Genomic DNA, 26,766 nt, shown 5'->3' with positions numbered 1-26,766 from the left:
CTTCGGGTCCTCGCGGAACTCGGGGCTTTGCGAGCCGCCTGGTTTCAGGAGCGGGTGCCTTCGGAGCTCGGTCGCTCGGGTCGGGCACGCTCGGGTCGGGCACGCTGAGCAATCTCTAGGCATGACCACCGCGGCTGCCTGCACGGGGATTTTCTCGGGACCGGTCAGCAAGCGCGTCTTCCGATCACCACCTGCGCCGTGGAGCTGCCGCGGGCCCTCTCTGTCGGCCAAGCCAAAACGGTTTACTGACAACGCATTCGAGGCGTTGCGGAGTGTGGTCAGACCGAGGATCGACCGAAGTCCCCTGTTCGCTGCTGGCGTGACCAAGACCGAGGGACGGACCGGGGCGACGCCGATGAGCGAGACCTCGTCGACGGGCCAGGTCACCCGAGCCCCCCGGAGGCGGTCACCCCGGAGCGGTCGGTCGGTCGAGGGTGCTCACGTGGATCGCCAGGGCGGGATCGCCTGAACCGGATCACCGCGACCGAGAACTTCTGCCCGCGATCGACCGGACAGCCGGAACCCGAAGTGCAGCCGAGCCCGTCGCGGGGCAGTCCGTCGGATCCGCCTCGGGCGGATCAGCAGCTCCGACCCGGACCTGGTCGGCCGACCGGTAAGCCGAGGTCGACGCGTCGAATCGTGGAACTCCCACCGTCGGCGGCACACGCCGGCCCCCACCTCACGGCCCCAGCTGCCCTCAACCGTCCCCAGCTGCCCCCAGGGCGGCCCGGTCCGCCCGGAACGCCCCCGAGGGCACCCGAACGTCCGCCATGTCCCTGAGCGGCCCACCAGGCCCCGCCCCAGTCGCCCCACCTCCACCCGCGACCCGCCGACCGAATTCCCCCGCCTCGCCAACTCGCGTAGTGTCGGCGGGCAAGAACCACACATCGCCCAGCCCGGGCTCGCGTGTGCGTCGTCCGACAGTCATCGGCCAGTGGTGGAGGGGTTACCCGTGAAATTCCGGGTTGAGCGCGACGCGCTGGCGGACGCAGTTGCCTGGGCGGCGCGGGCGCTGCCCAGCCGACCCCCGGTCCCGGTCCTCGCAGGTCTCCTGCTCGAGGCGGACGAGGTTGGCGTGCTGCGGCTTTCGAGCTTCGACTACGAGGTCTCGGCGCGCGTCGAGGTTCCGGCCGAGGTGATCGACGCCGGCACGGCGCTGGTCTCCGGCAAGCTGCTCGCCGACATCTCCCGATCGCTCCCGTCCAAGCCGGTCGATGTGGTCACGGACGGTTCCAAGGTCTCGGTCACCTGTGGGTCGGGTCGCTTCACGCTTCTGACCATGCCGGTGGAGGAGTACCCCACCCTTCCGGTCATGCCGGACGCATCAGGTACGGTCGCGGGCGACATCTTCACCCAGGCGGTGGGGCAGGTCAGCATCGCAGCCAGCCGGGACGAGACGCTCCCGATCCTCACCGGTATCCGGTGCGAGATCGAGGGCGACCAGATCACGTTGCTGGCGACGGACCGGTATCGGCTCGCGATGCGTACTTTGCCCTGGCATCCTGGCGACCCAGGTCAGAGCAGCGTCGCCCTGGTCCGGGCACGCACCCTTTCCGACGTTGCGAAGGCCCTCGGCACCAGTGCCGATGTCACCCTCGCCCTCACCACCGGCGGAGCAACCGAGATGATCGGTTTCGAGGCTGGCGGTCGCCGCACCACCTCCTTGCTGGTGGAAGGCGACTACCCGAAGGTTCGCGCCCTGTTCCCCGACACGGTGGCGACATATGCGCTGGTGGGTACGCAGGCTCTGACAGATGCAGTGAAACGTGTCGCGTTGGTTGCGGAACGGAACACTCCGGTCCGACTCACCTTCACGGAGGGCCTTCTCACGCTGGAAGCCGGGCAAGGAGAAGATGCTCAGGCATCGGAGGCAGTTGAGTCGACGCTAGTTGGTGACGAACTCTCTATTGCCTTCAACCCGCAGTTCCTGCTCGACGGCCTCGGGGCACTGAACTCGCCCCTGGTCCGCCTGTCATTCACTCAGCCCACCAAGCCCGCGGTGCTGTCGCCGCAAACCGATCCGGAAGGGTCGGACGACAGCAGCTATCGGTACCTGTTGATGCCGGTGCGAATCGCGGGCTGAGCCCGAAGGGAAACACCCCGTGCACATCGGAATGATCGGCCTCGGCCGCATGGGCGGCAACATGTACAAGCGCCTGAGCGAGGCCGGCATCAAGGTGACCGGTTTCGACCGGAACCCGGACGCCAGCGACGTCGCCTCGGTCGAAGAGCTGGTCGCCGCTCTGCCCGCACCGCGCATCGTCTGGGTCATGGTGCCCTCCGGTGAGATCACCCGTGGAGCCGTGGAGGAGCTGGGCAACCTGCTCGAGCCCGGCGACCTGGTCATCGAGGGTGGTAACTCGCGCTTCAGCGACGACATCATCCACGCCAAGGAACTGGCCGAGAAGGGCATCGAGTACGTCGACTGCGGCGTCTCCGGTGGCGTCTGGGGCCTGAAGAACGGCTACGGCCTGATGGTCGGCGGTGACGCCAAGAACGTCGAGCGCGCCATGCCGATCTTCGACGCGCTGCGCCCCGAGGGTCCGCGCGAAGAGGGCTTCGTCCACGCCGGTGAGATCGGTGCGGGGCACTACGCGAAGATGGTCCACAACGGCATCGAGTACGGCCTGATGCAGGCCTATGCCGAGGGCTACGAGCTGCTCGCCGCCAAGGACATCGTCAAGGACGTCACCGGCAGCTTCAAGGCCTGGACCCGCGGCACCGTCGTCCGTTCCTGGCTCCTCGACCTCCTGGTCAAGGGCCTCGAGGAAGACCCGGGCTTCTCGCAGATCACCGGCTACGTCAACGACTCCGGTGAGGGTCGCTGGACGATCGAGGAGTGCATCGCCAACGCCGTTCCGGCGCCGGTCATGACTGCTGCCCTGTACTCGCGGTTCACGAGCCGCCAGGACGACTCCCCGGCGATGAAGGCCGTCGCCGCGCTGCGTAACCAGTTCGGTGGTCACGCCACCACCGCCAAGGCCGCTGCCGACGCGGGCCCGACCTCGGGTACCGGTTCCACCCAGAACTGAAGAAGTAGAACGCCGGATCAGGGCTTGGCACGCCAGCACAATCCCTGATCCGGACCGACGAACCGCCGGTCGCCCATCCGGGCGACCGGCGGTTCGGCCGTGTAAGCCGGGCCGACCGTCAGGTGACAAGCAGCCCCGACGCAGTCCATCTGCAGCGATCGACCGGAAACCACCCCTGCACGACCACACCACAAAGATCGGTTGGACTCGGACCGACGATCAGGACGACCATGGACGATCGACCGCGGGTTCCGAACGAGACCAGCACGAACCCGCATCGAACCGACCTGCTGACCCGAGACCGGAGACCGATCCGCACCGATGCACGTCACCCATGTCTCGTTGGCCGATTTCCGCTCCTACGAGAGCGCCGAGCTCCCGCTGGAGCCGGGGGTGACCGCGCTGGTCGGACCGAACGGCCAGGGCAAGACCAATCTGGTCGAGGCGATCGGTTACGTGGCATCGCACTCCAGCCACCGCGTCAGCTCGGACGCGCCCCTGGTACGTGCCGGCACGCAGCGGGCCGTGGTGCGCGTCGCCATCCAGCGGGACGAGCGCAAGGCCATGGTCGAACTCGAGATCGTGCCCGGTGGTAGCAATCGGGCCCGTATCAACCGGTCACCGGTCACCCGGGCCCGCGATGCGCTCGGCATGCTGCGCACCGTGCTCTTCGCCCCCGAAGACCTGGCCATCGTCAAGGGCGATCCGGACGGCCGGCGCCGGTTCATGGACGACCTGCTGGTGTTGCGCGCACCGCGTTTCGCGGGCACCCGGTCCGACTACGACAAGGTGCTGCGCCAGCGCAACGCCCTGCTGAAGGCGGCGGGCAAGGCGAGACGCGCGGGCCGCCGCCCCGACCTCAGCACCCTCGATGTCTGGAACACCCATCTCTCCACCGTCGGTGCCGATCTACTGTTCGGCCGGCTCTACCTGGTGCGGGCGCTGACCCCGCTGGTGGCCGCAGCCTACGAACAGGTCAGCCTCGGGCAGGGCACGGCCACTCTCACGTATCGCAGCACACTGGGTGAGGACATCGGCGGCCCGGTGGCCGACGTCCCCACGCAGTACGACGTTCCCAACCGCGAGATCCTGCGCGAGCGCATGCTCAAGGTGATGGAGGAACAGCGCACCGCCGAACTCGATCGCGGCACCAGCCTGGTCGGGCCGCACCGCGACGAGCTGTTGCTCACCCTCGGCGGCCTGCCGGCCAAGGGATATGCCAGTCACGGTGAGTCCTGGTCGTTCGCGCTCGCCCTGCGCCTCAGCTCGTACGAACTGCTGCGCGGCGACGGCGACGAGTCCGCCGAGCCCGTCCTGATCCTCGACGACGTTTTCGCCGAACTCGACGCCGGCCGACGGGAACGACTGGCCGAGCTGGTGTCGGGCGCCGAGCAGGTACTGGTCACGGCGGCGGTGGCCGAAGACGTGCCGAAAGCCCTCAGCGGGGGACGCGTGGACGTGATGAAGGGGTCGGTGACACGTGTCCGGTAGATCCGGTGGCGGACCGAGCAGAGCACAGGGTGGGCGCGCAACCGGCTCCGGCAACAACTCGGCCACGAACAAAGAACAGCCTTTATCCACAACTTCCCCACACCTTGTGGGAAACGCCGGTGCATCTGGGGATGACCTGCCTCGGAACCCCGCTCCCACTGTGGATAACCATGTGGATTCCGATTCGCGTTCGTTTGTGGACAGAGGTCGCGGTGGCATCTCTCCGAAGACCGGTCAATCGGGTGTCGCCGCAGGTCAAAGCGCGAACGAAAATCCACAGGAGGATGTGGACAGTGGCGCCGACGCGGTTCGCGCAGCGCTCGGAAGAGCGCGGGCTGCTGCCGCCGCCCGTGGGGACAAACCAGGGATCCCCGGTCGCGTCGGAGCCGCCGCACTCGCCCGCCAGCGTCGTGACGGCGCCAACACCCGGTCCGGAGCGCATCCGGATGCCCGGGATCCACAGGGAATCGACTCGGTGATGGGCCGGCTGATCGCCGAGCGCGGCTGGACCGAGACGGTCGCCATCGGTGGCGTGCTCGGTCGGTGGAATCAGATCGTCGGCGCCGACGTCGCCGGGCACTGCCAGCCGATCAGCTTTGTCGACGGGGTGCTCACCGTGGGTGCCGACTCCTCGGCCTGGGCCACCCAGGTCCGTCTGCTCTCGGCGAACCTGCTCGGTCTGCTGGCCCGGGAGGTGGGAGAGGGCACGGTGACCCGGATCGTGGTGCGTGGCCCCTCCGCCCCCTCGTGGAAACACGGCCCTCGCGTTGCCCCCGGCTCGAAAGGCCCGGGCGACACCTACGGGTGAGACTGACGACGGTGCGAAGTGTCACAGATCGTTCATAACGGTCCCGTCGGCCAGGTCGCGGAGGGTTGCGCAGTAGCGCGCCTGAGTGGCGCTGAGGTCGAACAGTCCGCCCCGAGACGTATCGGGAGTCACGAAGGGGCGGGCTGATGCGGCAGAGATGTGCTCGGAGCCCTCAGGGAGGCAGATACATGCCTGGTTTGGGCCCGCTGATGAGCGAATCTCGGGCAGGACCAGATATGATGGGGGCGTTCGGCGGCGCCGGGGGATCCGCACTCAGCGGGTCACCCTCGGGCCCGTACCGTCGGCCGCGCTGACGAGAGTCACCGGCCCTTGAAGCTTCAGGAGTCCCCCCACTCGTGGCCGAACAGACGATACCGAGCGCCCCTGAGTCCCCCACCGTCGAATCGGCCGGAGCCGAAGGAGTCGCTTACGACGCCAGCGCCATCACGGTGCTGGAAGGCCTCGAGGCCGTTCGTAAGCGTCCCGGCATGTACATCGGTTCCACCGGTGAGCGGGGTCTGCACCACCTGGTCTACGAGGTCGTGGACAACGCGGTGGACGAGGCAATGGCCGGTTACTGCGACAACATCGACGTGAAGATCCTGGCCGACGGCGGTGTCCGGGTCGTGGACAACGGCCGTGGTATCCCGGTCGACATCGTCGCCTCCGAAGGCAAGCCGGCCGTCGAGGTCGTGCTCACGGTGCTGCACGCCGGCGGTAAGTTCGGCGGTGGTGGGTACTCCGTCTCCGGCGGTCTGCACGGCGTGGGCGTCTCCGTGGTCAACGCCCTCTCCCGCGAGCTGGACGTCGAGGTGCACCTGGGGGGCTCGGTCTACCGCCAGTCCTACGCGATCGGTGTTCCGCAGGCGCCGCTGGCCAAGGGTGAAGACATCCCGGAGGAAGACACCGGCACCACGGTCACCTTCTGGCCGAGCACCGAGATCTTCGAGACGGTCGACTTCGACTACGAGACGCTGCGCACCCGGTTCCAGCAGATGGCCTTCCTGAACAAGGGCCTGCGGCTCACGCTGACCGACGAGCGGCCGGAGCACGCCGACGAGAACGGCAAGCAGTTCTCGGTCTCGTACAAGTACGACGACGGCCTGATCGACTACGTCAAGCACCTGAACTCGTCGAAGAAGAACGAGAACATCAACCCCGACGTCATCTACCTCGAGGCCGAGGACCAGGACAAGGGCCTCGCGCTCGAGCTGGCGATGCAGTGGACGACCGCGTACTCGGAGAGCGTGCACACCTACGCCAACGCGATCAACACCCACGAGGGCGGTACCCACGAAGAGGGTTTCCGCGCCGCGATGACCAACCTGATCAACGAGTACGCGCGGGCCAAGGGCCTGATCAAGGAGAAAGACCCGAACCTCGCCGGCGAGGACATCCGCGAGGGCCTCACCGCGGTCATCTCGGTGAAGCTGAAAGAGCCGCAGTTCGAGGGCCAGACCAAGACCAAGCTGGGCAACACCGAGGCGAAGACCTTCGTGCAGCGCGTGGTCCGCAACGAGCTCACCGACTGGCTGGACTCGCACCCGAACGACGCCCGTGACGTCATCCGCAAGTCGATCCAGGCGTCCGCCGCCCGGATGGCCGCGCGCAAGGCCCGCGAGGCCACGCGTCGCAAGGGCCTGCTCGGTGGTGGCGGTCTGCCCGGCAAGCTGTCGGACTGCCAGTCCACCAACCCAGCCGAGTGCGAGATCTTCATCGTCGAGGGTGACTCTGCCGGAGGTTCGGCCAAGAGTGGTCGCGACCCGCGCACCCAGGCCATCCTGCCCATCCGCGGCAAGATCCTGAACGTCGAGAAGGCACGCATCGACAAGGTTCTCGCCAACCAGGAAGTGCAGGCGCTGATCAGCGCCTTCGGCACCGGCGTGAGTGACGACTTCGATCTGTCGAAGCTGCGCTATCACAAGATCGTGCTGATGGCCGACGCCGACGTCGACGGCCAGCACATCCGCACGCTGCTGCTCACCCTGCTGTTCCGCTTCATGCGGCCGCTGGTCGAGCACGGCCACGTCTACATCGCCCAGCCGCCGCTGTACAAGATCAAGTGGACCGGTAAGGGCAACGAGCCCGAATACGCCTACTCCGACCGGGAGCGCGACGTCGTGCTCGCGGCGGGCCGTGAGCTGGGCCGGAAGCTGCCGAAAGACGACAGCGGCGTGCAGCGGTACAAGGGTCTGGGCGAGATGAACGCCAACGAGCTCTCCGAGACCACGATGGACATCAACCACCGCGTCCTGCTGCAGGTCACGATGGAAGATGCGGCGGCCGCCGACGAGATGTTCGCGATCCTCATGGGTGAAGACGTCGAGTCCCGGCGTTCCTTCATCCAGCGGAACGCCAAAGACGTCCGCTTCCTCGACATCTGAGTTCGAACAAAGGACGACGCGGGCACCTGGGTGCCCGCGTCGTCCTCAATCGAAAACTGGCGCTGCACAAGGGCGCTGATGAAAACAAAGGATCGATGTGACCGAGCAGCCGCCCGCAAGCCCCCCAGTGCCCGAACTACCCCGACCCGGTCGGGTCGAGGCGATCGACCTGCAGCTGGAGATGCAGCGGTCGTACCTCGACTACGCGATGAGCGTCATCGTCGGGCGCGCCCTGCCTGATGTCCGGGACGGCCTGAAACCCGTTCACCGGCGCGTTATCTACGCGATGTACGACGGTGGGTTCCGGCCCGAGCGGAGCTACAACAAGTGCGCCCGCGTCGTCGGCGACGTGATGGGCCAGTACCACCCGCACGGTGACTCGGCGATCTACGACACCCTGGTGCGTCTCGCCCAGCCGTGGTCGCTGCGCTACCCGCTGGTCGACGGTCAGGGCAACTTCGGTTCCCCGGGTAACGACCCGGCGGCCGCCATGCGGTACACCGAGTGCCGGATGGCCCCGCTGGCCATGGAAATGGTCCGGGACATCGACAAGGACACCGTCGACTTCTCCCCGAACTACGACGGCAAGACGCAGGAACCCGACATCCTGCCCTCGCGTTTCCCGAACCTGCTGGTCAACGGCTCGGCCGGGATCGCGGTCGGGATGGCCACCAACATTCCCCCGCACAACCTGCGGGAGGTGGCCGAGGGCGCCCAGTGGCTGCTCGCCCACCCCGAGGCGACCGACGAGGAGCTGCTCAACCAGCTGCTCCTGAAGGTCAAGGGCCCTGACTTCCCGACCCACGGCCTGATCATGGGTACCCGGGGCATCGAAGACGCGTACCGCACCGGTCGCGGTTCGATCACGATGCGCGCGATCGTGACGGTCGAGGAGATCCAGAACCGCACCTGCCTGGTGATCACCGAGCTGCCCTACATGGTCAACCCGGACAACCTGAAGGTGAAGATCGCGGAGCTGGTCGACTCCGGTCGGATCCAGGGCATCGCCGACATGCGCGACGACACCTCCGGCAAGACCGGCCTGCGCATCGTGATCGTGCTCAAGCGCGACGCGGTGGCCAAGGTGGTGCTGAACAACCTCTACAAGCACACGCAGCTGCAGGACAACTTCAGCGCGAACATGCTCGCCCTGGTCGACGGCGTCCCCCGCACGCTCAGCCTGGACAAGTTCATGAAGCACTGGATGGACCACCAGGTCGAGGTCATCGTCCGGCGCACGCGCTACCTGCTGGCCGAGGCCGAGCGCCAGGCTCACATCTACCGAGGTCTGGTCAAGGCGCTCGACGCGCTCGACGAGGTGATCGCGCTGATCCGCGCGAGTGCCACGGTCGAGGACGCGCGGGGTGGCCTGATCGCGCTGCTGGACATCGACGAGGTCCAGGCCGACGCGATCCTGGTCATGCAGCTGCGCCGGCTGGCCGCCCTGGAGCGCCAGAAGATCGTCGAGGAACTGGCCAAGCTGGAGATCCAGATCGCCGACCTCGAGGCGATCCTGGCCTCGCCGGAGCGTCAGCGGCAGATCATCTCCGAAGAGCTCCAGGAGATCGTCGACAAGTACGGCGACGTGCGGCGCACGCAGATCCTGCCCTTCGAGGGCGACATGAACGTGGAAGACCTCATCCCCGAGGAAGAGGTCGTCGTCACGATCACCCGTGGCGGCTACGCGAAGCGCACGCGTTCGGACGAGTACCGGGCCCAGCGTCGTGGTGGCAAGGGCAGCAAGGGCACGACACTGCGCGGCGACGACGTGGTCGAGCACTTCTTCGTCACATCGACGCACAACTGGCTGTTGTTCTTCACCAATTTGGGACGCGTGTACCGCGCCAAGGCGTACGAGCTGCCCGAGGGGCAGCGGGACGCCAAGGGCCAGCACGTGGCCAACCTGCTGGCGTTCCAGCCGGGTGAGCAGATCGCCCAGGTTCTGTATCTGCGGACCTACGAGGACGCGGACTTCCTGATTGTTGCCACCCGTGACGGTCTGGTGAAGAAGACGCGTCTCGCCGAGTACGACTCGAACCGGGCCGGCGGCGTCATTGCTGTGAATCTGCGGGAGGGGGACGAGCTGGTCTCCACCCGTCTGGTCGGGGCGAGCGACGACCTCCTGCTGGTGTCACGCAAGGGCATGTCGGTGCGGTTCACGGCCGACGACACCGCGCTGCGGCCGATGGGGCGTGCCACCTCGGGCGTCACCGGCATGAAGTTCCGCGACGGCGACCAGTTGCTGTCGATGGACGTGGTGAAGGACGGCGCCGATGAGTACGTCTTCATCGTCACCGAAAATGGTTACGCGAAACGCACTCCGGTTGACCAGTACCGGGTCCAGGGCCGTGGCGGTCTGGGTATCAAGGTGGCCAAGCTGACCGAGGAGCGCGGTGACCTGGTTGGCGCGATGATCGTCAGTGAGACCGACGAGGCCCTGATCGTCATGGAGCGCGGCAAGGTCGTGCGTTCCGCGGTCGCCGGGGTGCCGGCCAAGGGTCGCGACACCATGGGCGTCGTGTTCGCCAAGCCCGACAAGAACGACCGCATCATCGCGGTGGCCAAGAACACCGAAACCGCTGAACTCGAGGACGACGAAGAGGGCGCGGACGACGCCTCCTCGGGCGAAACTCCCGTGGTGGACGCCGAATCGGCCACTGACCAGGCGGAATCGGATGAAACCGGCACTGCTGAGAGCGACGCGGACGCTTCGGACGACTGATCGGTTGCCACTTCTGGCCGTCTCGTGGGTAACAGATGACTCACGAGACGGCCGGAGTGACATGCCGTAGGGTCGGGACACGCAGTATCGAGCGCTAGGATCGGCCGAAACGGGTGTGCTTCATACCCACGTTCGGCACTGCCGATCAATTCATCTGACCAAATTATGACGGCGGGTACCGCCGACTGCTGAGCGTGGAGGTGAGACGTGAGTCCGGAGAAGGAAAACCGACCGGCGGGCACGTCAGCACCGAAACCGGGTGGGGGAGCATCACCGATGACGACCGACGCATCGCCCAGTGTCTCCGGCGGGGGTAAGCCCTCGTCCTCCGGAGGACCGGCGAAGGGACGACCCGCTGCTGGCAGCGGTCCCGCGCGTCCGGCCGGTAACGGTGGCGCCTCGTCCGGTTCGTCCAACGCCGCTCCCCGTCCGGCGAGCGGCACCCCTTCCCGTCCCGGGCAGTCGTCCCAGCCGGCTTCGTCCGGTCAGGCGCCGTCCCGGCCGCAGAACAACCAGCCGGGCGGCTCCCCCGCCCGTCCGGTGAGCAGCAACCCGCAGGCCCGTCAGGGTGCACCCGCTATCGGCAGTGGTGCGCCCGCGGTCAAGCGTCCCGCGGGGTCCCCGCCTCCCTCGGGCCAGCCGGGCAGCCGCCCGTCTTCCTCGGGTGACGCCACCCGCCCGGTGCCGCCCTCGAGCAAGTCCGGCAGCCCGAGCAAGCCGGGAAGCCCGAGCAGCCCCGCCGAGTCGGCCGCCGCGCGCGCCGTCGCCAACGGTGGCACCAACGCCCGCTCGAACGTCCCCAGCCGTCCCGGCCAGGGTGGTTCGCAGGGTGCTGGTAACGGCTCGAACGCGCCTGTGGCCAAGTCGGCTGCCGCGCCGGCCGGTCTGAGGCCGTCGTCCGGTTCGGCCGCCCGCCCGGTGGCCAACACCTCGCGCCCCTCCAGCTCGCCGCGCCCGATGACGCAGCCCCGTTCCGGAGGCTCGGAAGACGGTTACAACGCTGCTGACCTGGACCGCTCGTCCTCGTCCTCGTCGTCCGCCGATGCCGACGCCCCGCGCGTCGCCCGTCTGACGGTCGCGAGCATCGACGTCTGGTCGGCGCTCAAGGTGTCGTTCCTGCTGTCTGTCGCTGCCGCGATCGCCATGGTCATCGCCGTCTCCGTGCTGTGGATGGTGCTCAGCGCGATGGGCGTCTTCGACTCCCTGAACGAGATGCTGAACACCCTCGGTCTGGACTCGACCGACAAGGCGTTCGACATCTACGACTACGTCGGGTTCGTCAAGATCCTGTCCATCAGCATCGTGCTCGGTGCGGTCAACGCGTTCATCCTGACCGCGCTGTCCACCGTGGCCGTGCTGCTGTACAACCTCAGCTCCGGACTTGTCGGCGGTGTGCGCGTCACACTGTCCGACGACTGAGATTCCGAGGGGGCCCGGTTTGGGAAGGCCGGGCCCCGTACGGTAATCTCTACGAGCGGTCGTTACCACGGTGACGGAGTCGCGGTTCGGGCCTATAGCTCAGTCGGTTAGAGCGCTTCCCTGATAAGGAAGAGGTCAGTGGTTCAAGTCCACTTAGGCCCACAAGAGAAAACCCCGCTGCCAACAGGCAGCGGGGTTTTCTGGTTTGTCGCCAATCACGGATCCTCCCAACCTGATCCAGAGGATTGGGGAAGATCCGTGCGCATCAGCCGCACGGATCTTCCCCGATGCCTACCGTCGCCACCGGCCGTGGGCGGCCAGGACTTTCAGGCGATAACGCGGTCCCGCCCGGCGAAGTAGCCCGCCACCATGAGCATCACCATCATGACCAGGATCATCATCAGGGACGGGGCCCAGCTACCGGTCGCGTCGCGGAGGGCTCCTGCGGCGATCGGCCCGGCGGCGGCGAGCAGGTAGCCCACCGACTGAGCCATTCCGGACAACGCGGCGGCCTGGGTGTGGTGTTCGGTGCGAAGGCCCATGAACGACAGGGCGAGCACGATCGAGCCTCCGCCCGCGATGCCGGCCAGGCCGGCCCAGATCACGCCGAGCTGTGGGGCGGTGAGGATTCCGGTCACGGCGATGAAGAAGAGCACCGGGGCGATGACAGCCAGGGCGCGCTGGTCGCGGTATCTCGGGATCAGTGCTGAGCAGGCGAGGCTGCCGGCGATGCCGAGGCCGCTGAGGAGGAACTGGTGCACTCCGGCGGCGGTCGCGGAGACACCCGCGTCGCGCTCGATGGTGGGCAGCCAGGTGACAAGCACGTAGTAGGCCACCGACTGAAGGCCCATGAAGGCCGTGACCTGCCAGGCGAGAGCGCTTTTCCACGGAGATCGGCCGACGGGTTCAGGATCCGGCCCGGCCGGGAGGACGACGGTCGGCCGGCGCAGTTGCGGGGCGAGCACAGCCAGGGCGATGAGGGCAAGGCCGGCCCACACGCCGAGCGGGAGGCGCCAGTCGAGGGCAGACAGGCCGGCCAGCGGAACAGCGACGCCCGCGGCCAGGGCCGCGAAGATCGACTGCGTGGCCGAGTAGGCCCCGGTGATCTGCCCGATGCGTTGTGGGAAGTCACGTTTCACCAGGGCAGGCAGCACCACATTGAGGGTGGCGATCGCCACACCGAGCAGCGCGGTGCCGGTCCACAGCAGCACCGAGCCAGGGAGGGAGCGCACGATCAGCCCGACGGCCAGGGTGGCGAGTGCTGCGGCCAGGGTGCGTTCCAGACCGAGACGACGTGCGAGGGCGGGGGCGAAGGGGGAAACCAGGGCGAAAGCCAGCAGCGGGAGACTGATGAGAACCGACGCCTCCAGCGAGGAGATGTCGATGTCGGCCTTCACGTCGTCGAGAACAGGCCCGACGGTGGTAATTCCGGCACGAAGGTTGCCGGCGACCAGCAGCAGGCCGGTGAGCACCAGGACGGGACTCAGCGCGGCCGGGGACGCGAGGGTCTTGGAGGCGCTCACGGTTTCAGCCGGTTGTCGACCTGGGCCTCGACCAGCCGGACGTTGTGCTCGACCGCCGCGGCGGCCGCGTCCGGGTCTCCGGCGGCCACGGCCTCGACAATGGCGCCGTGCGCGGCGTCGATCTCCTGGAGATTCGGGTGGAAGCGGTCGAAGTCCGGGTCGAAGGTGCCGGCCCGGCGATGGGCTTCCTCTACTCCTCCGATCCCCCGGTACAACTCGGCCAGCAGTTCGTTGCCGGCCAGGGCTACGAGCTGGTGATGGAAGGCCGCGTCGGCGGTCGCGTGCTGCTGTGCCTGGGTCGCGGCGTCTCGCCGGACGAGCAGGGCGCGTAGCTTCTCGACCTCGTCGGCCGTGGCCCGGGAGGCGGCCAGACGAGCTGCCTCCCGTTCCAGCAGCAGCCGCACCTCCGCGGTGTCGTTCGGCCGGTCGAACGACACGCGGCGGGCGAGGGTGGGGGCGAGGTCACTTGTCGCGATGACGTAGGTGCCCGAACCGGCCTGGGCCCGCAGCAGCCCGGCATGCACCAGTGACCGGACGGCTTCGCGCAGGCTGTTGCGGCTGACCCCCATCTCGGCCATGAGCTCAGTCTCGGTGGGAATGCGGGCACCGACAGGGAACTCGCCGGCAGCCAGGCGACGGCGCAGCTGGTCGGCCACCTGGTCGGACAGGTTCAGTTTGGGGGTGACTCGGGGCATGTCGGCGACGCTAACACACAAACGTTCAAATGTAGGATGTTTGCTGTACGGGCACCCGTTCAGCCCAACGGCGTGGCCGGGAACTCCTGCAGCCCCAGCACGCGCACCAGATCCACACGCTCGCGGGTCTCCGCATCGGCCGGTGTGAGCACCACCAGGTGCTGCCGGAGGTCGGGCGTCATCAACGTTTCGCAGTCCATGAGCAGGGGCCCGACCTGCGGATGGATCAGGGTCTTGCGGTCGGCCCGGCGTACCTTCACCTCGTGCTCGGCCCAGTAGCGGCGAAATTCCGCGCTGGAGGCCTGGAGCCGTCCGACCAGCCGGACGACCTCCGGGTCACCGGCCCGTCGGCCGAACACGGCGCGCAGATCGGCGATCATCTGACGGGCGTGGTGCTCACGATCTTCCGGCGGGTGGACGCCCCAGGCATCCGGGTGGGTGAACCACCGGTAGACGAGGTAGCGGTTATCGCCGGTCTCGTTCATCAGATGGCCCGCGAGCAGCAGAGACATCCGGTTCTGGGCGAGCACCTGACCCAGGTCGGAGATCACCATCGCGGAGGCGCCCTCCAGCAGATCGAGCATGCGCACCAGTCCGGCCCGGGCCAGCTGGGCCGCGCCCTCCGAGGCTGGCGGCTGATGTCCGGCCAGGTGGAACAGATGGTCGCGCTCGTCGTCGGTCAGGCGCAGGGCCCGGCCCAGCGAACCGAGCAGCTGGAGCGACGGCTGACTGCTGCGGCCCTGCTCCAGGCGCACCACGTAGTCGACCGACATACCGGCGAGCATCGCGACCTCTTCCCGTCGCAGGCCGGCGGTGCGACGCCGCGGGCCGGTAGCAAGGCCCACCTCACCAGGGCTGATCGCTTCGCGTCGGCGACGCAGGAAGTCGGCCAGCTCGTCCCTCTGCATGTCCTCATCCTGCGCCCGGACGGGCACTGCAGCCAGGGAGCGGCTCTCCCACGATGAAGCCTCCTCTCCCGCCACCGTGTCCGCCGTCCCAGTCTCGAAGAACAGGAACATCAGCAATGGACGAAGGAGCAAGCCATGCGGACACGCACCCTCGGCAAGAACGGCCCGGCGGTCTCGGCGATCGGCCTGGGTGGGATGAGCATGTCCGGCGCCTACGGTGATGCCGACCGCGACGAGAGCATCGCCACGGTGCACGCGGCCCTCGACGCCGGCGTGACCCTGATCGACACCGCTGACTTCTACGCCACCGGTCACAACGAGCTGCTGCTGGCCGAGGCACTGCGGGGTCGCCCGCGTGAGAGTTACCGGCTGAGCGTCAAGACCGGGATGGTCGTCGGGATCGGTGGACTTCCCGCCGGTCAGGACGGTCGTCCCGAGACGATCAAGAACTCGGTCGTCTACTCCCTGACCCGGCTGGGCACCGACTACATCGACATCTACCGCCCGGCCCGGCTCGACCCCGCCGTGCCGATCGAGGAGACGGTCGGCGCGATCAAGGAGCTCGTCGAGGCCGGGTACGTGCGGCACGTCGGCCTGTCGGAGATGAACGCCGAGACCATCCGCCGTGCCCACGCCGTGTACCCGATCACCGACCTGCAGATCGAGTACTCGCTGATCTCCCGGGCGGTGGAGGCCGAAGTACTGCCCACCCTGCGTGAGCTCGGCATCGGGATGACCGCGTACGGCGTGCTCAGCCGGGGTCTGATCTCCGGGCACTGGACGGCCGAGCGTTCCACGAAACCGGGGCAGGGCGACCACCGGGCGCGGAGCCCGCGGTTCACCGCCGAGAACGTGGAGCACAATCTGGCTCTGGTCGAGGCCCTGCGTCAGGTCGCCGAGGTCAGGGGCTGCACCGTGGCTCAGCTGGCCATCGCCTGGGTCACGGCCCAGGACCCCTCGATCGTGCCGGTGATCGGGGCTCGCACCCGTGTCCGTCTGGCCGAGGCCCTGCCCGCAGCCGATCTGGAACTGACCGCCGACGACCTGGCCGCGATCGAGACCGCGATCCCGGTGGGCTCGGCCCGAGGCGACCGCTACCCGTCCGCCTTCATGAAAGACCTGGGTGTCGGCAACTGAGGCGTCGGCGACCTGACCCGTAGGTGACCCGACGGCGTTGGCCAGTCGGATCGTCCCTCATTGAAACGCAGTGGTGCCCGCCGGAAGACTGTGGTGGGCACCACTGAACCGTTGGGTCAATCAATACGTTCCAGAGCCCGAAAACCCAGCCTTAGCAATGGCTTTGCAGTGCTTTTGCAGTCCTGGGTCAGGCAAGTACCTAGCTTGTAAGACGTTTCGCAGGACCAAACGTCTCACCTAAGGAACTTCTCCGTGCTCAAAAGCTCCCTCGTGGCAGTCGCGGTCGGTACCGGATTGCTGGCGGTGGTCGGTACGTCGGTAGCGACCGCGGCCAACCCCACCGCCGGCTGTTTGACCTCCGGCACCGACCAGGATGTCCAGAACGCGCTGAACGGTGAGGGCGCGGTCGCGACGCTCTGTGCCGGAGCGGTTTTCGATCTCTCGAAACCGATCAAGTTCTCGGCGGCGAATCAGTCGATCCAGACCCAGGGACTCCCCACCGGCGACACCCGCGCCACCCTGAAGGTCACCGGCGACACCCAGGCCACGGCCATCGAGGGCGGCGGTCGGAGCGGCATCGCGCTGCGCAGCATCCAGGTCGACGGGCAGCGCCCCACGCTCGGCCGGATCGACGGTGGCAGCGGGCTGATCGAGATCGGTGGTGACGTCACCGGCCTGGTGGTCGAGAACAGCCACTTCTTCGAGCCTCGCGGTTGGTCGGCCCTGCACATCGCCGAGGGTGTCGTGCGCAACGGCGTGCCCGGATGCCAGAACGCCAGCATCACCGGCAACCAGGTCGGCCCGTCCGGAACACCTGATGGCTGGGCCGACGGCATCTCCCTGGCCTGCGGCACCACCAAGGTCAGCAACAACACCATCACCGACGCCACCGATGGTGCCATCGTGATCTTCGGTGCTCCGGGCTCCACGGTCAGCGACAACACCATCATCGCCAAGAAGCGCACGTTGCTCGGTGGTATCAACCTGGTCGACTACGGCCCGATGGACGGGAACTACGCCAAGACAGTCGTTTCCGGTAACACCATCCGTGCTGACGGGGCCTTGATCAAGATCGGCCTGGCGATGGGCCCGGGCGTCTGGTCGTGCACCGACACCCTGGTGACGGGTGGCACGGTCACCGGCAACACCCTCGAGGGCTCGACCATGGGCTACGGATACGCGGTGAACGGGGTGAAGGACTTCACCATCACCGGTAATAAAGACAACTCCACGCACGTCGGTATCCCGAACGGCACCTGCGACGGCAGCAACCCGAAGCCGGCCGGTTTCCTGGTCGACACTGCCCAGGGCGGCACCGTGCAGAGCGAGTTCTCGCAGGCCGGTCTCAGGTTCCTGCTCGGTATCAGCTACCGGAGCGCATCCTCGCCACTGCCGGAAGACGGCGACACGATCGCCCTGCGCGCCCACACCACGGGCAAGTGGGTGCAGGCCGACCTGAACGGCACGTCGCCCCTCAATGCCAACATCGCTTCGGCCGGGCTCTGGGAGAAGTTCGAGATCAAGGACGCGGGCGACGGCCTGGTCGCGCTGCGCGCGCAGGCGAACGATCAGTTGGTCACGGCCGAGAACTCCGGCGCCGAGCCACTGATCGCCAACCGCACGGCTCTGGGCCCCTGGGAGAAGTTCGCGATCATCCGCAACGACGACGGATCGGTGACTCTTCAGGCCGACGTCGACCACGAATACGTGAGGGTTCAGGACGGCGGCACCAAGCTGGTCTCCGACACCACCTCACGCACGGACGCGGAGAAGTTCGACCTGCTCGTCAGCGGTTCCTGAACACTCCCGGCTCGAATCCAGCCCGTTCCAGACCTGTCAGGGGGTCTGGAACGGGCTCAGCTGTTACGCAGGGCCGAGATCAGCTCGGCCTTCTTCATGCTGGACCGACCGGTCACGCCGACCGCGGCCGCCCGTTTGCGCAGCTGGTCGACCGACCAGTCGTCATAGTCGCCCGATTTCCCGCCCTGCGAGTGATCATGCAAACCCATCTTCAGCCCGTTACCGGTCTCCACCAGTGGTTGTATCGCGTAACGATACGCGATACGGTGAACTCGTGATCGTCAGCTTCCGACACAAGGGCCTGGAGCGGCTTTATCGCGATGGGTCGAAGAAGGGCGTGCAGGCATCTCACGTCCCGAAACTGCTGCGTGTCCTGTCTGTACTGGATGTCGCCCAGGCTCCTGATGATCTGTCGGTGCCGTCGTTCCGTACCCACCCGCTCAAGGGCGATCTGGCCGGACACTGGTCAATCTGGATCAATGGAAATTGGCGAATAACGTTCCGGTTCATCGACAGCGATGTTGAACTCGTTGACTATCAGGACTATCACTGAGAGGGAGGTGTGGATCATGACGATGAAGACTCCGGTACACCCCGGCGAGATCCTGCGTGAGGATGTACTGGCCGAGCTCGGCCTGGGAGTCACTGAAGCCGCATCCCGGCTGGGCGTTTCGCGAGTTGCTCTGAGCAGGGTCCTGCACGGGCACGCCCGGATCAGTCCCAGTCTGGCCGTGCGTCTGGAAGAGGCAGGGGTCAGCACTGCACGTGCCTGGCTTGCGATGCAGGTCGCCTACGATCTGGCCGTCGAACGGGCTTCTGGCCGGCCCAAGGTCCGCCGTCTCGAAGACGTTGCCTGACGTTCTCCGGGCGCCTTGGAGCAGCTGTCAGCACCGTGCCGGTGGAGCGCGCAACGCTGGTCTTCCGGACGCATCACCGTCAGAACCAGCGCGGCCAGTGGCCGCAAGCTTGGGTCTGAGCGTCGTGTCTACTACCGGGTCAAGAAAACTGAACGCCGTGGTCAGGATCAGCTGTTGACCACGGCCAGCAAGGTCTCGGACACGACTTCCTCGGAGGTGGCTGCGCTGAGCATGGCCATTTCGTTCACCGTAGATCGATGAGTTAGGGAGCCTTGAGGTGTCTTCACCCATGACGTGAGGGGAGACATCATGCGCAAGGTCGTGCTCTACGAACTGTTGTCGCTGGACGGTGTGGCCGAGAGCCCGGATCTCTGGATGCCGATGGTCGACGACGAGGTGTACCTGGCCCACCTGGGCGAGGTGATCGCGCAGCAGGATGCGGTGCTGCTGGGACGGGCGATGTACGACGACTGGGCCGGCATCTGGCCGGGCTTCGACATGCAGCCGTTCGCCGACTTCATCAACGGTGTGCCCAAGTACGTGGCCACCCGTACCCCGCTGCAGAAGGCCTGGTCGGGGGCCGAACGAATCGCTGAGCCGCTCGAGACGTTCGTGAAGAAACTCAAGGCCGAACCCGGCGGGGACATCGGCGTGCACGGCAGTATCAGTCTTGCCCAGTCACTGCTGCGCAGCGGCTTGGTGGACGAGTTGCGCCTGGTGGTCGCGCCCACGCTGGCGGGGAAGGGGCGCAAGTTGTTCGACAGTCAGGAAGTGCTGCGCCGCCTCACTCTGCAGGACGGCCGCAGCACTCCCAGCGGCCTGGTGTTGCTCAGTTACTCGGTGGCGTGATCGACGCAGCACCCAGCCATCCGGACAGCATGGCCACGGCCACCTCCCGCACGACGTGGTCACCGGGCAGGAACGACGGGTCGTGCAGCATCGGTCCGCCGGCCGAGTGCTCCGTGGGGTAGCCGGTTCCGACGAACTGCATGAGGATCGGCAGCTGTGAGCCGTAGGTGGCGAAGTCGTCCGAGCCGCACGATGCGAACGAGCTGGTCGGCACTCCGAACTCGCTCAGCCAGTTGCGGGTGAGTCCGGCCAGCACCTGGTCGTTGACCAGTGCCGGCTCGCCCCGGCGGATCTCGTACTTGCCCGTGCACCCGTGGGCCTCGGCGATGCTCGTGACCGTCCGGGCCAGGCGCTCGTGCAGCAGGGTGCGGTCGGTCTCGTCCATCACCCGGATCGTGCCCGCGGCCGTGGCCGTTCCCGGAATCACGTTCGGGGCGGCGGCGCCCTGTATCTGGGTGATCGAGACGACCGCCGCGTGCAGGGGATTCACCGTCGAGCGCGCGGTCTCCTGCAGGGCCAGAATGATCCGGCAGAGAGCGGGCACGGGGTCGACGGCCAGGTGCGGGTAGGCACCGTGACCGCCCCGGCCGGAGACCACGATCTCGATCTCGTCCACGGCGGCGTTCACCGGTCCCCCGTCGGACGCCACGTGGCCGGCGGGAACCTGCGGTTGGACGTGCGCGGCGACGAGCGCTCGCACCTCGTGATCGATCAGGTGGTTACCGGCCACCACGTCGGCGGCCCCGGTGGGGCCGACCTCCTCCCGCGGTTGCAGCAGGCCCACCAGACCCAGCGGCAGATCGAGGTCCCGAGCCGCATCCAGAACGGCGAAAAGACCTGCAAGATGGACGTCGTGGCCGCACGCGTGCATCGCCGGCGGGTTCGACGCGGCCGAGGAGAAGGGCGAACCGGTCATCTCCGTCAACGGCAGCGCATCGAGTTCGGCCCGCAGCCCGATCGACGGGCCGGCCGGGCCGAGGCGTAGCAGGCGTCCGGTGCCCGCGACCGTCTCGACCTCGAAAGCATGATCGCCCAACGCGTTCAGCACCCGTCGCGAGGTGGGGTCTTCCTGCCCGGACAGATCCGGCGAGGCGTGCAGCTCATGCCTCAGCTCGATCGCCGCCGGTAGCGACGCGTCGATCCCCCTCAGCCATCGTTCCGCCAGGTCTTGCAAGTTCTGTGAAGCCATCACCCTGTCCTACAAGGGCACACCGGGCGGGACAAATGCAGGGGTCCATCAGAAACCCGATCGGCCCCTCATACCCACCGGCTGTGCTCCGTCATGTCAGAAGACGGGTGTGTCTTCCAGGATGGGGTCAAAACGTGGGCGAAAGCCGTATCAAGCTCGATCTGCCCACCAAGCTCATCATCGCGGCCGTCACCGGGGCAGCGGTGCTCACCGCTCTGCCCGGTAGCGCCGAGCAGAGCAACGCCTCGGTCGGCAGCGTCTATCGTGCGCGGGTGCTGGGTACGTCCGATCCCGATGCCATCCCCGGGCAGTACATCGTCGTGCTCAAGGCCCCGCCCACCGGTGAGGACGGTGCCGCGCTGGACGGGGCCGTGGACCGGGCGGAGGACCGCGGCGCAGAAGTGACCCAGGAGTACGGCGACGCGCTGAACGGCTATGCCGCGCAGATGAGTGCGGCCGAACTGGCGAAGGCCCAGCTGGACCCGGCGGTCGCCTACATCACCGCCGACCAGACCGTCAGCATCGACGGTTCCCGCACGGTCCCGTCATGGGGTCAGGACCGGATCGACGCACGCTCCGGACTCGACAACACGCTCACCACCGCCGGCAACGGCAGCGGGGTCACGGCGTACGTCATCGATACCGGCGTGCGATCCACCCATAGCGACCTGGCCGGCCGGGTGTTGTCCGGCTACACCGCCATTTCCGACGGCAGGGGCACGCAGGACTGCCAGGGGCACGGCACGCACGTGGCCGGCACGATCGGCGGCACGAAGTACGGTGTCGCGCCGGCGGTGAAGATCGTTCCGGTGCGGGTACTGAGCTGTCAGGGGTCGGGTACGTCGTCCGACGTCATCGCCGGGATCAACTGGGTCACGGCCAATCGCGTCAATCCGGCCGTGGTGAACATGAGCCTGGGGGGCTCGTACAACTCCGCCCTGGACAGCGCGGTCAACGCGTCGATCGCGTCGGGTGTCACCTTCGCGGTGGCGGCCGGCAACGAGGCCAGGGACGCATGTGGCACCTCCCCCGCCGGCGTACCGAAAGCCCTCACCGTCGCGGCCTCGACCAAGGCTGATGCGAACGCGAGCTTCAGCAACTTCGGCACCTGTGTCGACCTGTACGCGCCCGGGGAATCGATCGGCTCGGACTACTACACCTCCGACACCGCTACGGCGGTGATGAGCGGTACCTCGATGGCCGCCCCACACGTGGCCGGCGCTGCAGCGCTCTACCTGCAGGCCAATCCGGGTGCGGCCCCGGCCGCAGTGGCCTCGGCCCTGACCGCGAACGCCGCCAGCCGCGTCCTCTCCTCGGTGCCCGGCGGAACGCCGAACCTGCTGCTGTACGTGGGATCCGCCACGAGCACGCCCACCCCGACCCCGGTGACCCCCACGCCGACCACCGCACCGACAGCCACCCCGACCACCCCGGTGCCCACGGCGTCCCCCATTGTGACTCCCACCAGCGCACCCACGGCGACCAAGACGCCCACACCCACCCCCACGACCCCGACTCCTACGGCCACGACCACCCCCGCACCGGTCTGTACGACCGCGCTGAAGGGCAAGGTGAAGCTCAGGACGAAGGCGATCACCGCGCTCACCTACACGAGTAGGACCTCAGGCCTGCACCGCGGCTGCCTGACCGGCCCGAAGGGCACCAACTTCGACCTCACGCTGTCGAAGTGGAACGGTCGCAGCTGGGTGCCGGTCGCATCGGGCAACCGGTCGGACTCGACCGAAAGCGTCAGCTACACCGGCACCGGCGGCCAGTACCGATGGACCGTCGAGCAGGTGAAGGGCAACGGCAGCTTCACACTGAGGATCTCGCGTCCGGCCTGAGGCCTCAGGGCAGGGCCTCTCCGAGAATCTTGTCGAGCCCCTCGGAATGGGCCCCGCGCCAGTACGGACGCCCGCAGTCGGTGCAGCGGAAGAAGTCGTCATAGGTCTGCAGCGTGCCCGCCTCGAGCAGGGGTTCCACCTCGGCGCGATCGGCGGGACGCAGCAGGCCGTTGCACGCAGGGCACCTCGTCATCGGTGCGAGCGGCGGCCGGAACCGGTCGAGCACGTCGCGGAACTGGGCATCCGGATCCTGCCCACGCACGTAGGCGCCGTGCGGCAGGGCCCGCCGCCGCAGCAGTCCCCGGTCGCGGGTGAGCAGAACGCGATGTTCACGGATGGCCCACTCGACGAGTTCCGGGTCGTCCGCGTCGTTCTCGTACGCCGTGTCCAGACCGGCCAGACGCATGCGCCGGGCCAGGGTGCCCAGATGCACGTCGAGCAGGTAGCGATGGGCGGGAACCGGCTGCGGCCGGGCGGTGGCCTCCACCTCGATGCGCTCGCCCGGGGCCGGCCGGTGATCACCGCTGACGACCTGTCCGTCGACCAGCAGCCGCCCGAACTCGGTGCGCGAGACACCCAGCGACTCCACCACATGGAGCAGCGAGTTGACGCCGTCGACCGGAATCTCGACCGGCCCGGTGCGGTGCCGGATCGGGAGCATGAACCGCAGCTCGTCGGCGAATACCACCAAAGCCGTCATTTCAGAAAGCGTATCGGACCGTCAACCAGGGCGTCTGCTCGGTCATCAGGTCGAGCAGACGCTGCTTCCACACCGACTTCCAGGCGGCCCGGTAGCGCACGTTGCGCATACCGTTCTGCGAGGTCTTGAACTCCTGGATGTCCGGTCGCCACAACAGGTTCTCGGCCTGGGGATGCCAGCCCAGGTTCACCTCGTGCAGGCCCTGGTTGTGGGTGAGGAAGATGACCTCGGCCTGCGCCTGGGCCTTGGCCGCGGGTGACAGCGAGTCGTTCAGCTGAGCCAGCAGTTCGGTCCAGTCGGCCAGCCACTCCTCGTGCACCACCACCGGTGAGAGATTCAGGTGCACCTCGTAGCCGGCCTCGAGGAAGTCGTTCACCGCGGCGATCCGCTCACTCACCGGGGAGGTGCGGATGTCGAGCAGTTTCGCGGTGCGTTCGGGCATCACGGAAAAACGGACGCGGGTGCGCCCCTGCGGGTCGTAGTCCAGGAGGTCGCGGTTCACCTGCTTGGTGGCGAACGAGGCCTTGGCCGTCGGCCAGTTCCGGAAAGCGACGACCAGATCGAGGACGTTGTCACTCACCATCGCGTCTACCGACGCGTCACTGTTCTCCCCCAGGTCGTACACCCAGGCTTGCGGATCACACTGGTTGGGCTCGGTTTTCGGGCCCTGCCGAACGATGTGCCGGCCCAGGTAGCCGATCATCTGCTCGATGTTGGCGTAGACCGTGATCGGGTTGGCATACCCCTTGTGCCGCGGCACGTAGCAATAGGCGCAGGCCATGGCGCAACCGTTGGAGGCGCTCGGCGCGATCCAGTCGGCCGACCGCCCGTTCACCCGCGCCGTCATCGTCTTGCGTACGCCCAGGGCCAGAACCTCGGTCTTCACCCGCACCCAGCGCTGCACGTTCTGCTCGTCGTTGTGCACAGCGTCGATCCGGTTCGCCGACGCGACCTCCACCACCTCGGCCTGAGGCCAGCGCGCCACGATCTCCCGCCCGCGCTCCAGGTCGAGGGCGGCGGGCTCGGCGTAGATGGTGCGGACGTCCATGAGCACCCGGTGATGGTCTCGTGTTTGCGGACGAGGAGCACCTCGGCCATCAGTGCTTCAACGTGCGGAAAGGCGCATTCCGGGCAAAGATCATGGTTCAGCTTCTGACGGCTGAGACCCGCATCGATCCTTGGACACCTCGGGGAGCTCACTGTGACGGATCCCGCCATCAGCCCCACCGGCCTCGGCATCTGGCCCGGCAAGGCCTATCCACTCGGAGCCAGCTACGACGGCTACGGCACCAACTTCGCGATCTTCAGCGAGGTGGCCGAGAAGGTCGAGCTCTGCCTGTTCGACGAGCAGGGCAACGAATCCAGGGTGGAACTGCCGGAGGTCGACGCATTCATCTGGCATGTCTTCCTGCCCGGTATTCAGCCTGGTCAGCGCTATGGCTACCGCGTGCACGGGCCGTGGGACCCGGCCCAGGGGCACCGCTGCAACCCGAACAAGCTGCTGCTCGATCCCTACGCCAAGGCGATCGAGGGAGTCTTCGACTGGGACGAGTCGGTGTTCGGCTACCCCTTCGGAGACCCTGACGCCCGCAACGACGCGGATTCGGCCGGGCACATGCCCAAGTGCGTCGTGATCAACCCGTACTTCGACTGGGGCACAGACCGGCCGCCGAGCCACGAGTACGCCGACACCGTGGTCTACGAGGCGCACGTGAAGGGCCTGACGCAAACCCATCCGGAAGTGCCCGACGCCATGCGCGGCACCTACTCCGGCATCGCGCACCCCGCGATCGTGGAGCACCTGACCTCGCTCGGTGTCACCGCGCTGGAGCTCATGCCGGTGCACCATTTCGCCAACGACTCGACGCTGATCAGCAAGGGTCTGTCGAACTACTGGGGCTACAACACCATCGGGTTCTTCGCGCCCGACCCGAAATACGCGTCCACCCCCTCCCCGGGTGGTCAGGTGCAGGAGTTCAAGGCGATGGTGCGGGCCCTGCACGAGGCCGGCATCGAGGTCATTCTCGACGTGGTCTACAACCACACCGCCGAGGGCAATCACCTCGGGCCCACACTGTCGCTGCGGGGCATCGACAACCGGGCCTACTACCGCACGGTCGAGGACGACCGGCGCTACTACATGGACTACACCGGCACCGGCAACACCCTCAATGTGCGGCACCCCCACACGCTGCAGCTGCTGATGGACTCGCTGCGCTACTGGGTCACCGAGATGCACGTCGACGGCTTCCGTTTCGACCTGGCATCCACCCTGGCCCGGGAGTTCTACGACGTCGACCGGCTGTCGAGCTTCTTCGAACTCGTGCAGCAAGACCCCACGGTCAGCCAGGTCAAACTGATTGCCGAACCCTGGGACGTCGGTCCCGGCGGGTACCAGGTCGGCAACTTCCCGCCTCAGTGGACCGAGTGGAACGGCAAGTACCGTGACACCGTGCGGGACTTCTGGCGCAGCGAGCCCGCCACCCTCGGGGAATTCGCCTCACGCATCACCGGCTCCGCCGACCTCTACGAGCACTCGGCCCGCCGCCCCGTGGCCTCGGTCAACTTCGTCACCGCGCACGACGGCTTCACACTACGAGACCTGGTGTCGTACAACGAGAAGCACAACGAGGCGAACGGCGAGGACAACAACGACGGAGAGAGTCACAACCGCTCCTGGAACTCCGGGGCCGAGGGCCCGACCGACGACCCCGCCGTGCTGGAGATCCGCGCTCGCCAGCAACGCAACTTCATCACCACCATGCTGCTGTCCCAGGGCGTGCCGATGATCTCGCACGGCGACGAACTGGGCCGCACCCAGCACGGCAACAACAATGCCTACTGCCAGGACGGCCCACTGAGCTGGATCGACTGGTCGGACGTCGACGAAGACCTGCTGGAGTTCACCCGCGCCGCCTCCGCCCTGCGCCGCAACCACCCGGTGTTCCGCCGGCGCCGCTTCTTCAGTGGTCTGCCGGTGCGTGCCCAGGGTTCGCAGGCCCAGCCCGACATCGCCTGGTTCCGCCCCGACGGCTCCGAGATGACCGACCAGGACTGGGGATCCGGTTTCGGCCGCGCCATCTCCGTGTACCTGAACGGCCAGGGCATCACCGATCTCAGCACCCGGGGCGAACGGGTCGTCGACGACTCATTCGTGCTCTGCTACAACGCCCACGACGAACCCATCGACTTCTCCATGCCGCCCGCGACCTTCGGCGCGAGCTGGGCCCTGGTCCTGAGCACCGAACCGGGCCGCCTGCCGATCTCGGCGCCGGTCGTGCCGGTGCAGGGTATTCAGACAGCGGTGCCGGTCACGGGCGAGCCCGGGCCGGTGGTGGACGCCGAGAAGTCCCTGACCGTGGCCGGGCGGGCGCTCGCGGTGTTGCAGCTGAAGACCGACTGACGGTA

At 67.4% G+C, this 26,766-nt stretch carries 20 protein-coding genes, 1 tRNA gene and 1 pseudogene; 15 read left to right on the top strand and 7 right to left on the bottom strand.

Translation table 11 applies throughout. The annotated features are described in order from the left end of the window. Positions 1-952 precede the first annotated feature (952 nt). The 8 genes from dnaN (at position 953) to QSK05_RS01105 (ending at position 12,018) form a co-directional block, all read left to right on the top strand. Positions 953-2,083, top strand: a complete 1,131-nt coding sequence (gene dnaN, locus QSK05_RS01140) for a DNA polymerase III subunit beta (RefSeq protein ID WP_352299588.1) — start codon at positions 953-955, stop codon at positions 2,081-2,083. Between the two features lie 19 nt (positions 2,084-2,102). Next, the gene (gene gnd / locus QSK05_RS01135; RefSeq protein WP_231483623.1) at positions 2,103-3,032 is read left to right on the top strand and encodes a phosphogluconate dehydrogenase (NAD(+)-dependent, decarboxylating); all 930 of its coding nucleotides are present in this window, start codon (positions 2,103-2,105) and stop codon (positions 3,030-3,032) included. Positions 3,033-3,353: 321 nt separating this feature from the next. Further along, positions 3,354-4,523 (top strand): DNA replication/repair protein RecF, encoded by a 1,170-nt coding sequence (recF, locus tag QSK05_RS01130; RefSeq protein WP_285592957.1) that lies wholly within the window; start codon positions 3,354-3,356, stop codon positions 4,521-4,523. Positions 4,524-5,001: 478 nt separating this feature from the next. Beyond that, positions 5,002-5,331 carry a DciA family protein gene (locus QSK05_RS01125; protein ID WP_269327037.1) on the top strand — a complete coding sequence of 110 codons (330 nt, stop codon included), beginning with the start codon at positions 5,002-5,004 and terminating at the stop codon, positions 5,329-5,331. A 356-nt stretch (positions 5,332-5,687) separates the two neighbouring features. After that, positions 5,688-7,715, top strand: coding sequence for a DNA topoisomerase (ATP-hydrolyzing) subunit B (gyrB, locus tag QSK05_RS01120; RefSeq protein WP_407937304.1), 2,028 nt, complete (start codon positions 5,688-5,690; stop codon positions 7,713-7,715). Positions 7,716-7,812: 97 nt separating this feature from the next. Beyond that, complete coding sequence (gyrA, locus tag QSK05_RS01115) at positions 7,813-10,437, top strand: DNA gyrase subunit A (protein ID WP_285592949.1); 2,625 nt, start codon at positions 7,813-7,815, stop codon at positions 10,435-10,437. A gap of 276 nt (positions 10,438-10,713) precedes the next feature. After that, the gene (locus tag QSK05_RS01110; RefSeq protein WP_285592947.1) at positions 10,714-11,856 is read left to right on the top strand and encodes a DUF3566 domain-containing protein; all 1,143 of its coding nucleotides are present in this window, start codon (positions 10,714-10,716) and stop codon (positions 11,854-11,856) included. A gap of 88 nt (positions 11,857-11,944) precedes the next feature. Further along, positions 11,945-12,018 (top strand) — tRNA-Ile (locus QSK05_RS01105). Between the two features lie 164 nt (positions 12,019-12,182). Here QSK05_RS01105 and QSK05_RS01100 read toward each other — a convergent pair. From QSK05_RS01100 to QSK05_RS01090, 3 genes are read right to left on the bottom strand one after another with little or no spacing between them, the layout of a single operon-like run. Further along, the gene (locus QSK05_RS01100) at positions 12,183-13,379 is read right to left on the bottom strand and encodes an MFS transporter (protein ID WP_285592945.1); all 1,197 of its coding nucleotides are present in this window, start codon (positions 13,377-13,379) and stop codon (positions 12,183-12,185) included. Further along, entirely contained in the window at positions 13,376-14,074 is a 699-nt protein-coding gene (locus QSK05_RS01095) for a FadR/GntR family transcriptional regulator (protein ID WP_285592943.1), read from the bottom strand. Before QSK05_RS01095 ends, QSK05_RS01100 begins: the two co-directional genes overlap by 4 nt. Before the next feature lie 59 nt (positions 14,075-14,133). Further along, complete coding sequence (locus QSK05_RS01090; RefSeq protein WP_285592941.1) at positions 14,134-14,982, bottom strand: helix-turn-helix transcriptional regulator; 849 nt, start codon at positions 14,980-14,982, stop codon at positions 14,134-14,136. 135 nt (positions 14,983-15,117) lie between these two features. On the opposite strand from QSK05_RS01090, the gene QSK05_RS01085 reads away from it, so the two are divergent. Further along, positions 15,118-16,119 (top strand): aldo/keto reductase, encoded by a 1,002-nt coding sequence (locus tag QSK05_RS01085; protein ID WP_285592939.1) that lies wholly within the window; start codon positions 15,118-15,120, stop codon positions 16,117-16,119. 252 nt (positions 16,120-16,371) lie between these two features. Then, positions 16,372-17,919 (top strand): right-handed parallel beta-helix repeat-containing protein, encoded by a 1,548-nt coding sequence (locus tag QSK05_RS01080; protein ID WP_285592937.1) that lies wholly within the window; start codon positions 16,372-16,374, stop codon positions 17,917-17,919. A 56-nt stretch (positions 17,920-17,975) separates the two neighbouring features. Here the strand turns inward: QSK05_RS01080 and QSK05_RS01075 are convergent. Then, a pseudogene (locus tag QSK05_RS01075) lies at positions 17,976-18,107 on the bottom strand (Rho termination factor N-terminal domain-containing protein); the annotation flags it as partial. An 86-nt stretch (positions 18,108-18,193) separates the two neighbouring features. On the opposite strand from QSK05_RS01075, the gene QSK05_RS01070 reads away from it, so the two are divergent. From QSK05_RS01070 to QSK05_RS01060, 3 genes are all read left to right on the top strand, one after another. Then, entirely contained in the window at positions 18,194-18,472 is a 279-nt protein-coding gene (locus QSK05_RS01070) for a type II toxin-antitoxin system RelE/ParE family toxin (RefSeq protein WP_285592933.1), read from the top strand. A gap of 16 nt (positions 18,473-18,488) precedes the next feature. Then, entirely contained in the window at positions 18,489-18,776 is a 288-nt protein-coding gene (locus tag QSK05_RS01065; protein ID WP_285592931.1) for a HigA family addiction module antitoxin, read from the top strand. Positions 18,777-19,085: 309 nt separating this feature from the next. Beyond that, positions 19,086-19,625 carry a dihydrofolate reductase family protein gene (locus tag QSK05_RS01060; RefSeq protein ID WP_285592928.1) on the top strand — a complete coding sequence of 180 codons (540 nt, stop codon included), beginning with the start codon at positions 19,086-19,088 and terminating at the stop codon, positions 19,623-19,625. Here the strand turns inward: QSK05_RS01060 and QSK05_RS01055 are convergent. Further along, on the bottom strand, positions 19,606-20,814 hold the full coding sequence (locus tag QSK05_RS01055) for a M20 metallopeptidase family protein (RefSeq protein WP_285592926.1): 1,209 nt from the start codon (positions 20,812-20,814) through the stop codon (positions 19,606-19,608). The genes QSK05_RS01060 and QSK05_RS01055 overlap by 20 nt on opposite strands. A 134-nt stretch (positions 20,815-20,948) precedes the next feature. On the opposite strand from QSK05_RS01055, the gene QSK05_RS01050 reads away from it, so the two are divergent. Next, positions 20,949-22,658, top strand: a complete 1,710-nt coding sequence (locus tag QSK05_RS01050) for a S8 family peptidase (protein ID WP_285592924.1) — start codon at positions 20,949-20,951, stop codon at positions 22,656-22,658. Between the two features lie 4 nt (positions 22,659-22,662). Here the strand turns inward: QSK05_RS01050 and QSK05_RS01045 are convergent, their stop codons facing one another. Both QSK05_RS01045 and QSK05_RS01040 read right to left on the bottom strand, forming a co-directional pair. After that, on the bottom strand, positions 22,663-23,358 hold the full coding sequence (locus QSK05_RS01045; RefSeq protein WP_285592923.1) for a Mut7-C RNAse domain-containing protein: 696 nt from the start codon (positions 23,356-23,358) through the stop codon (positions 22,663-22,665). Position 23,359: 1 nt separating this feature from the next. Continuing rightward, entirely contained in the window at positions 23,360-24,406 is a 1,047-nt protein-coding gene (locus QSK05_RS01040) for a spore photoproduct lyase family protein (protein ID WP_285595144.1), read from the bottom strand. A 153-nt stretch (positions 24,407-24,559) separates the two neighbouring features. Here QSK05_RS01040 and glgX point away from each other — a divergent pair, with 153 nt between their 5' ends. After that, positions 24,560-26,761, top strand: a complete 2,202-nt coding sequence (gene glgX, locus QSK05_RS01035; protein WP_285592921.1) for a glycogen debranching protein GlgX — start codon at positions 24,560-24,562, stop codon at positions 26,759-26,761. The last annotated feature ends 5 nt before the right edge of the window (positions 26,762-26,766 follow it).

It is taken from the genome of Kineosporia sp. NBRC 101731 (assembly GCF_030269305.1).
Classification (GTDB): Bacteria; Actinomycetota; Actinomycetes; order Actinomycetales; family Kineosporiaceae; genus Kineosporia.
The sequence above is the reverse complement of the archived record's forward strand: the minus strand, read 5'-3'. Positions and strand labels throughout refer to the sequence as shown.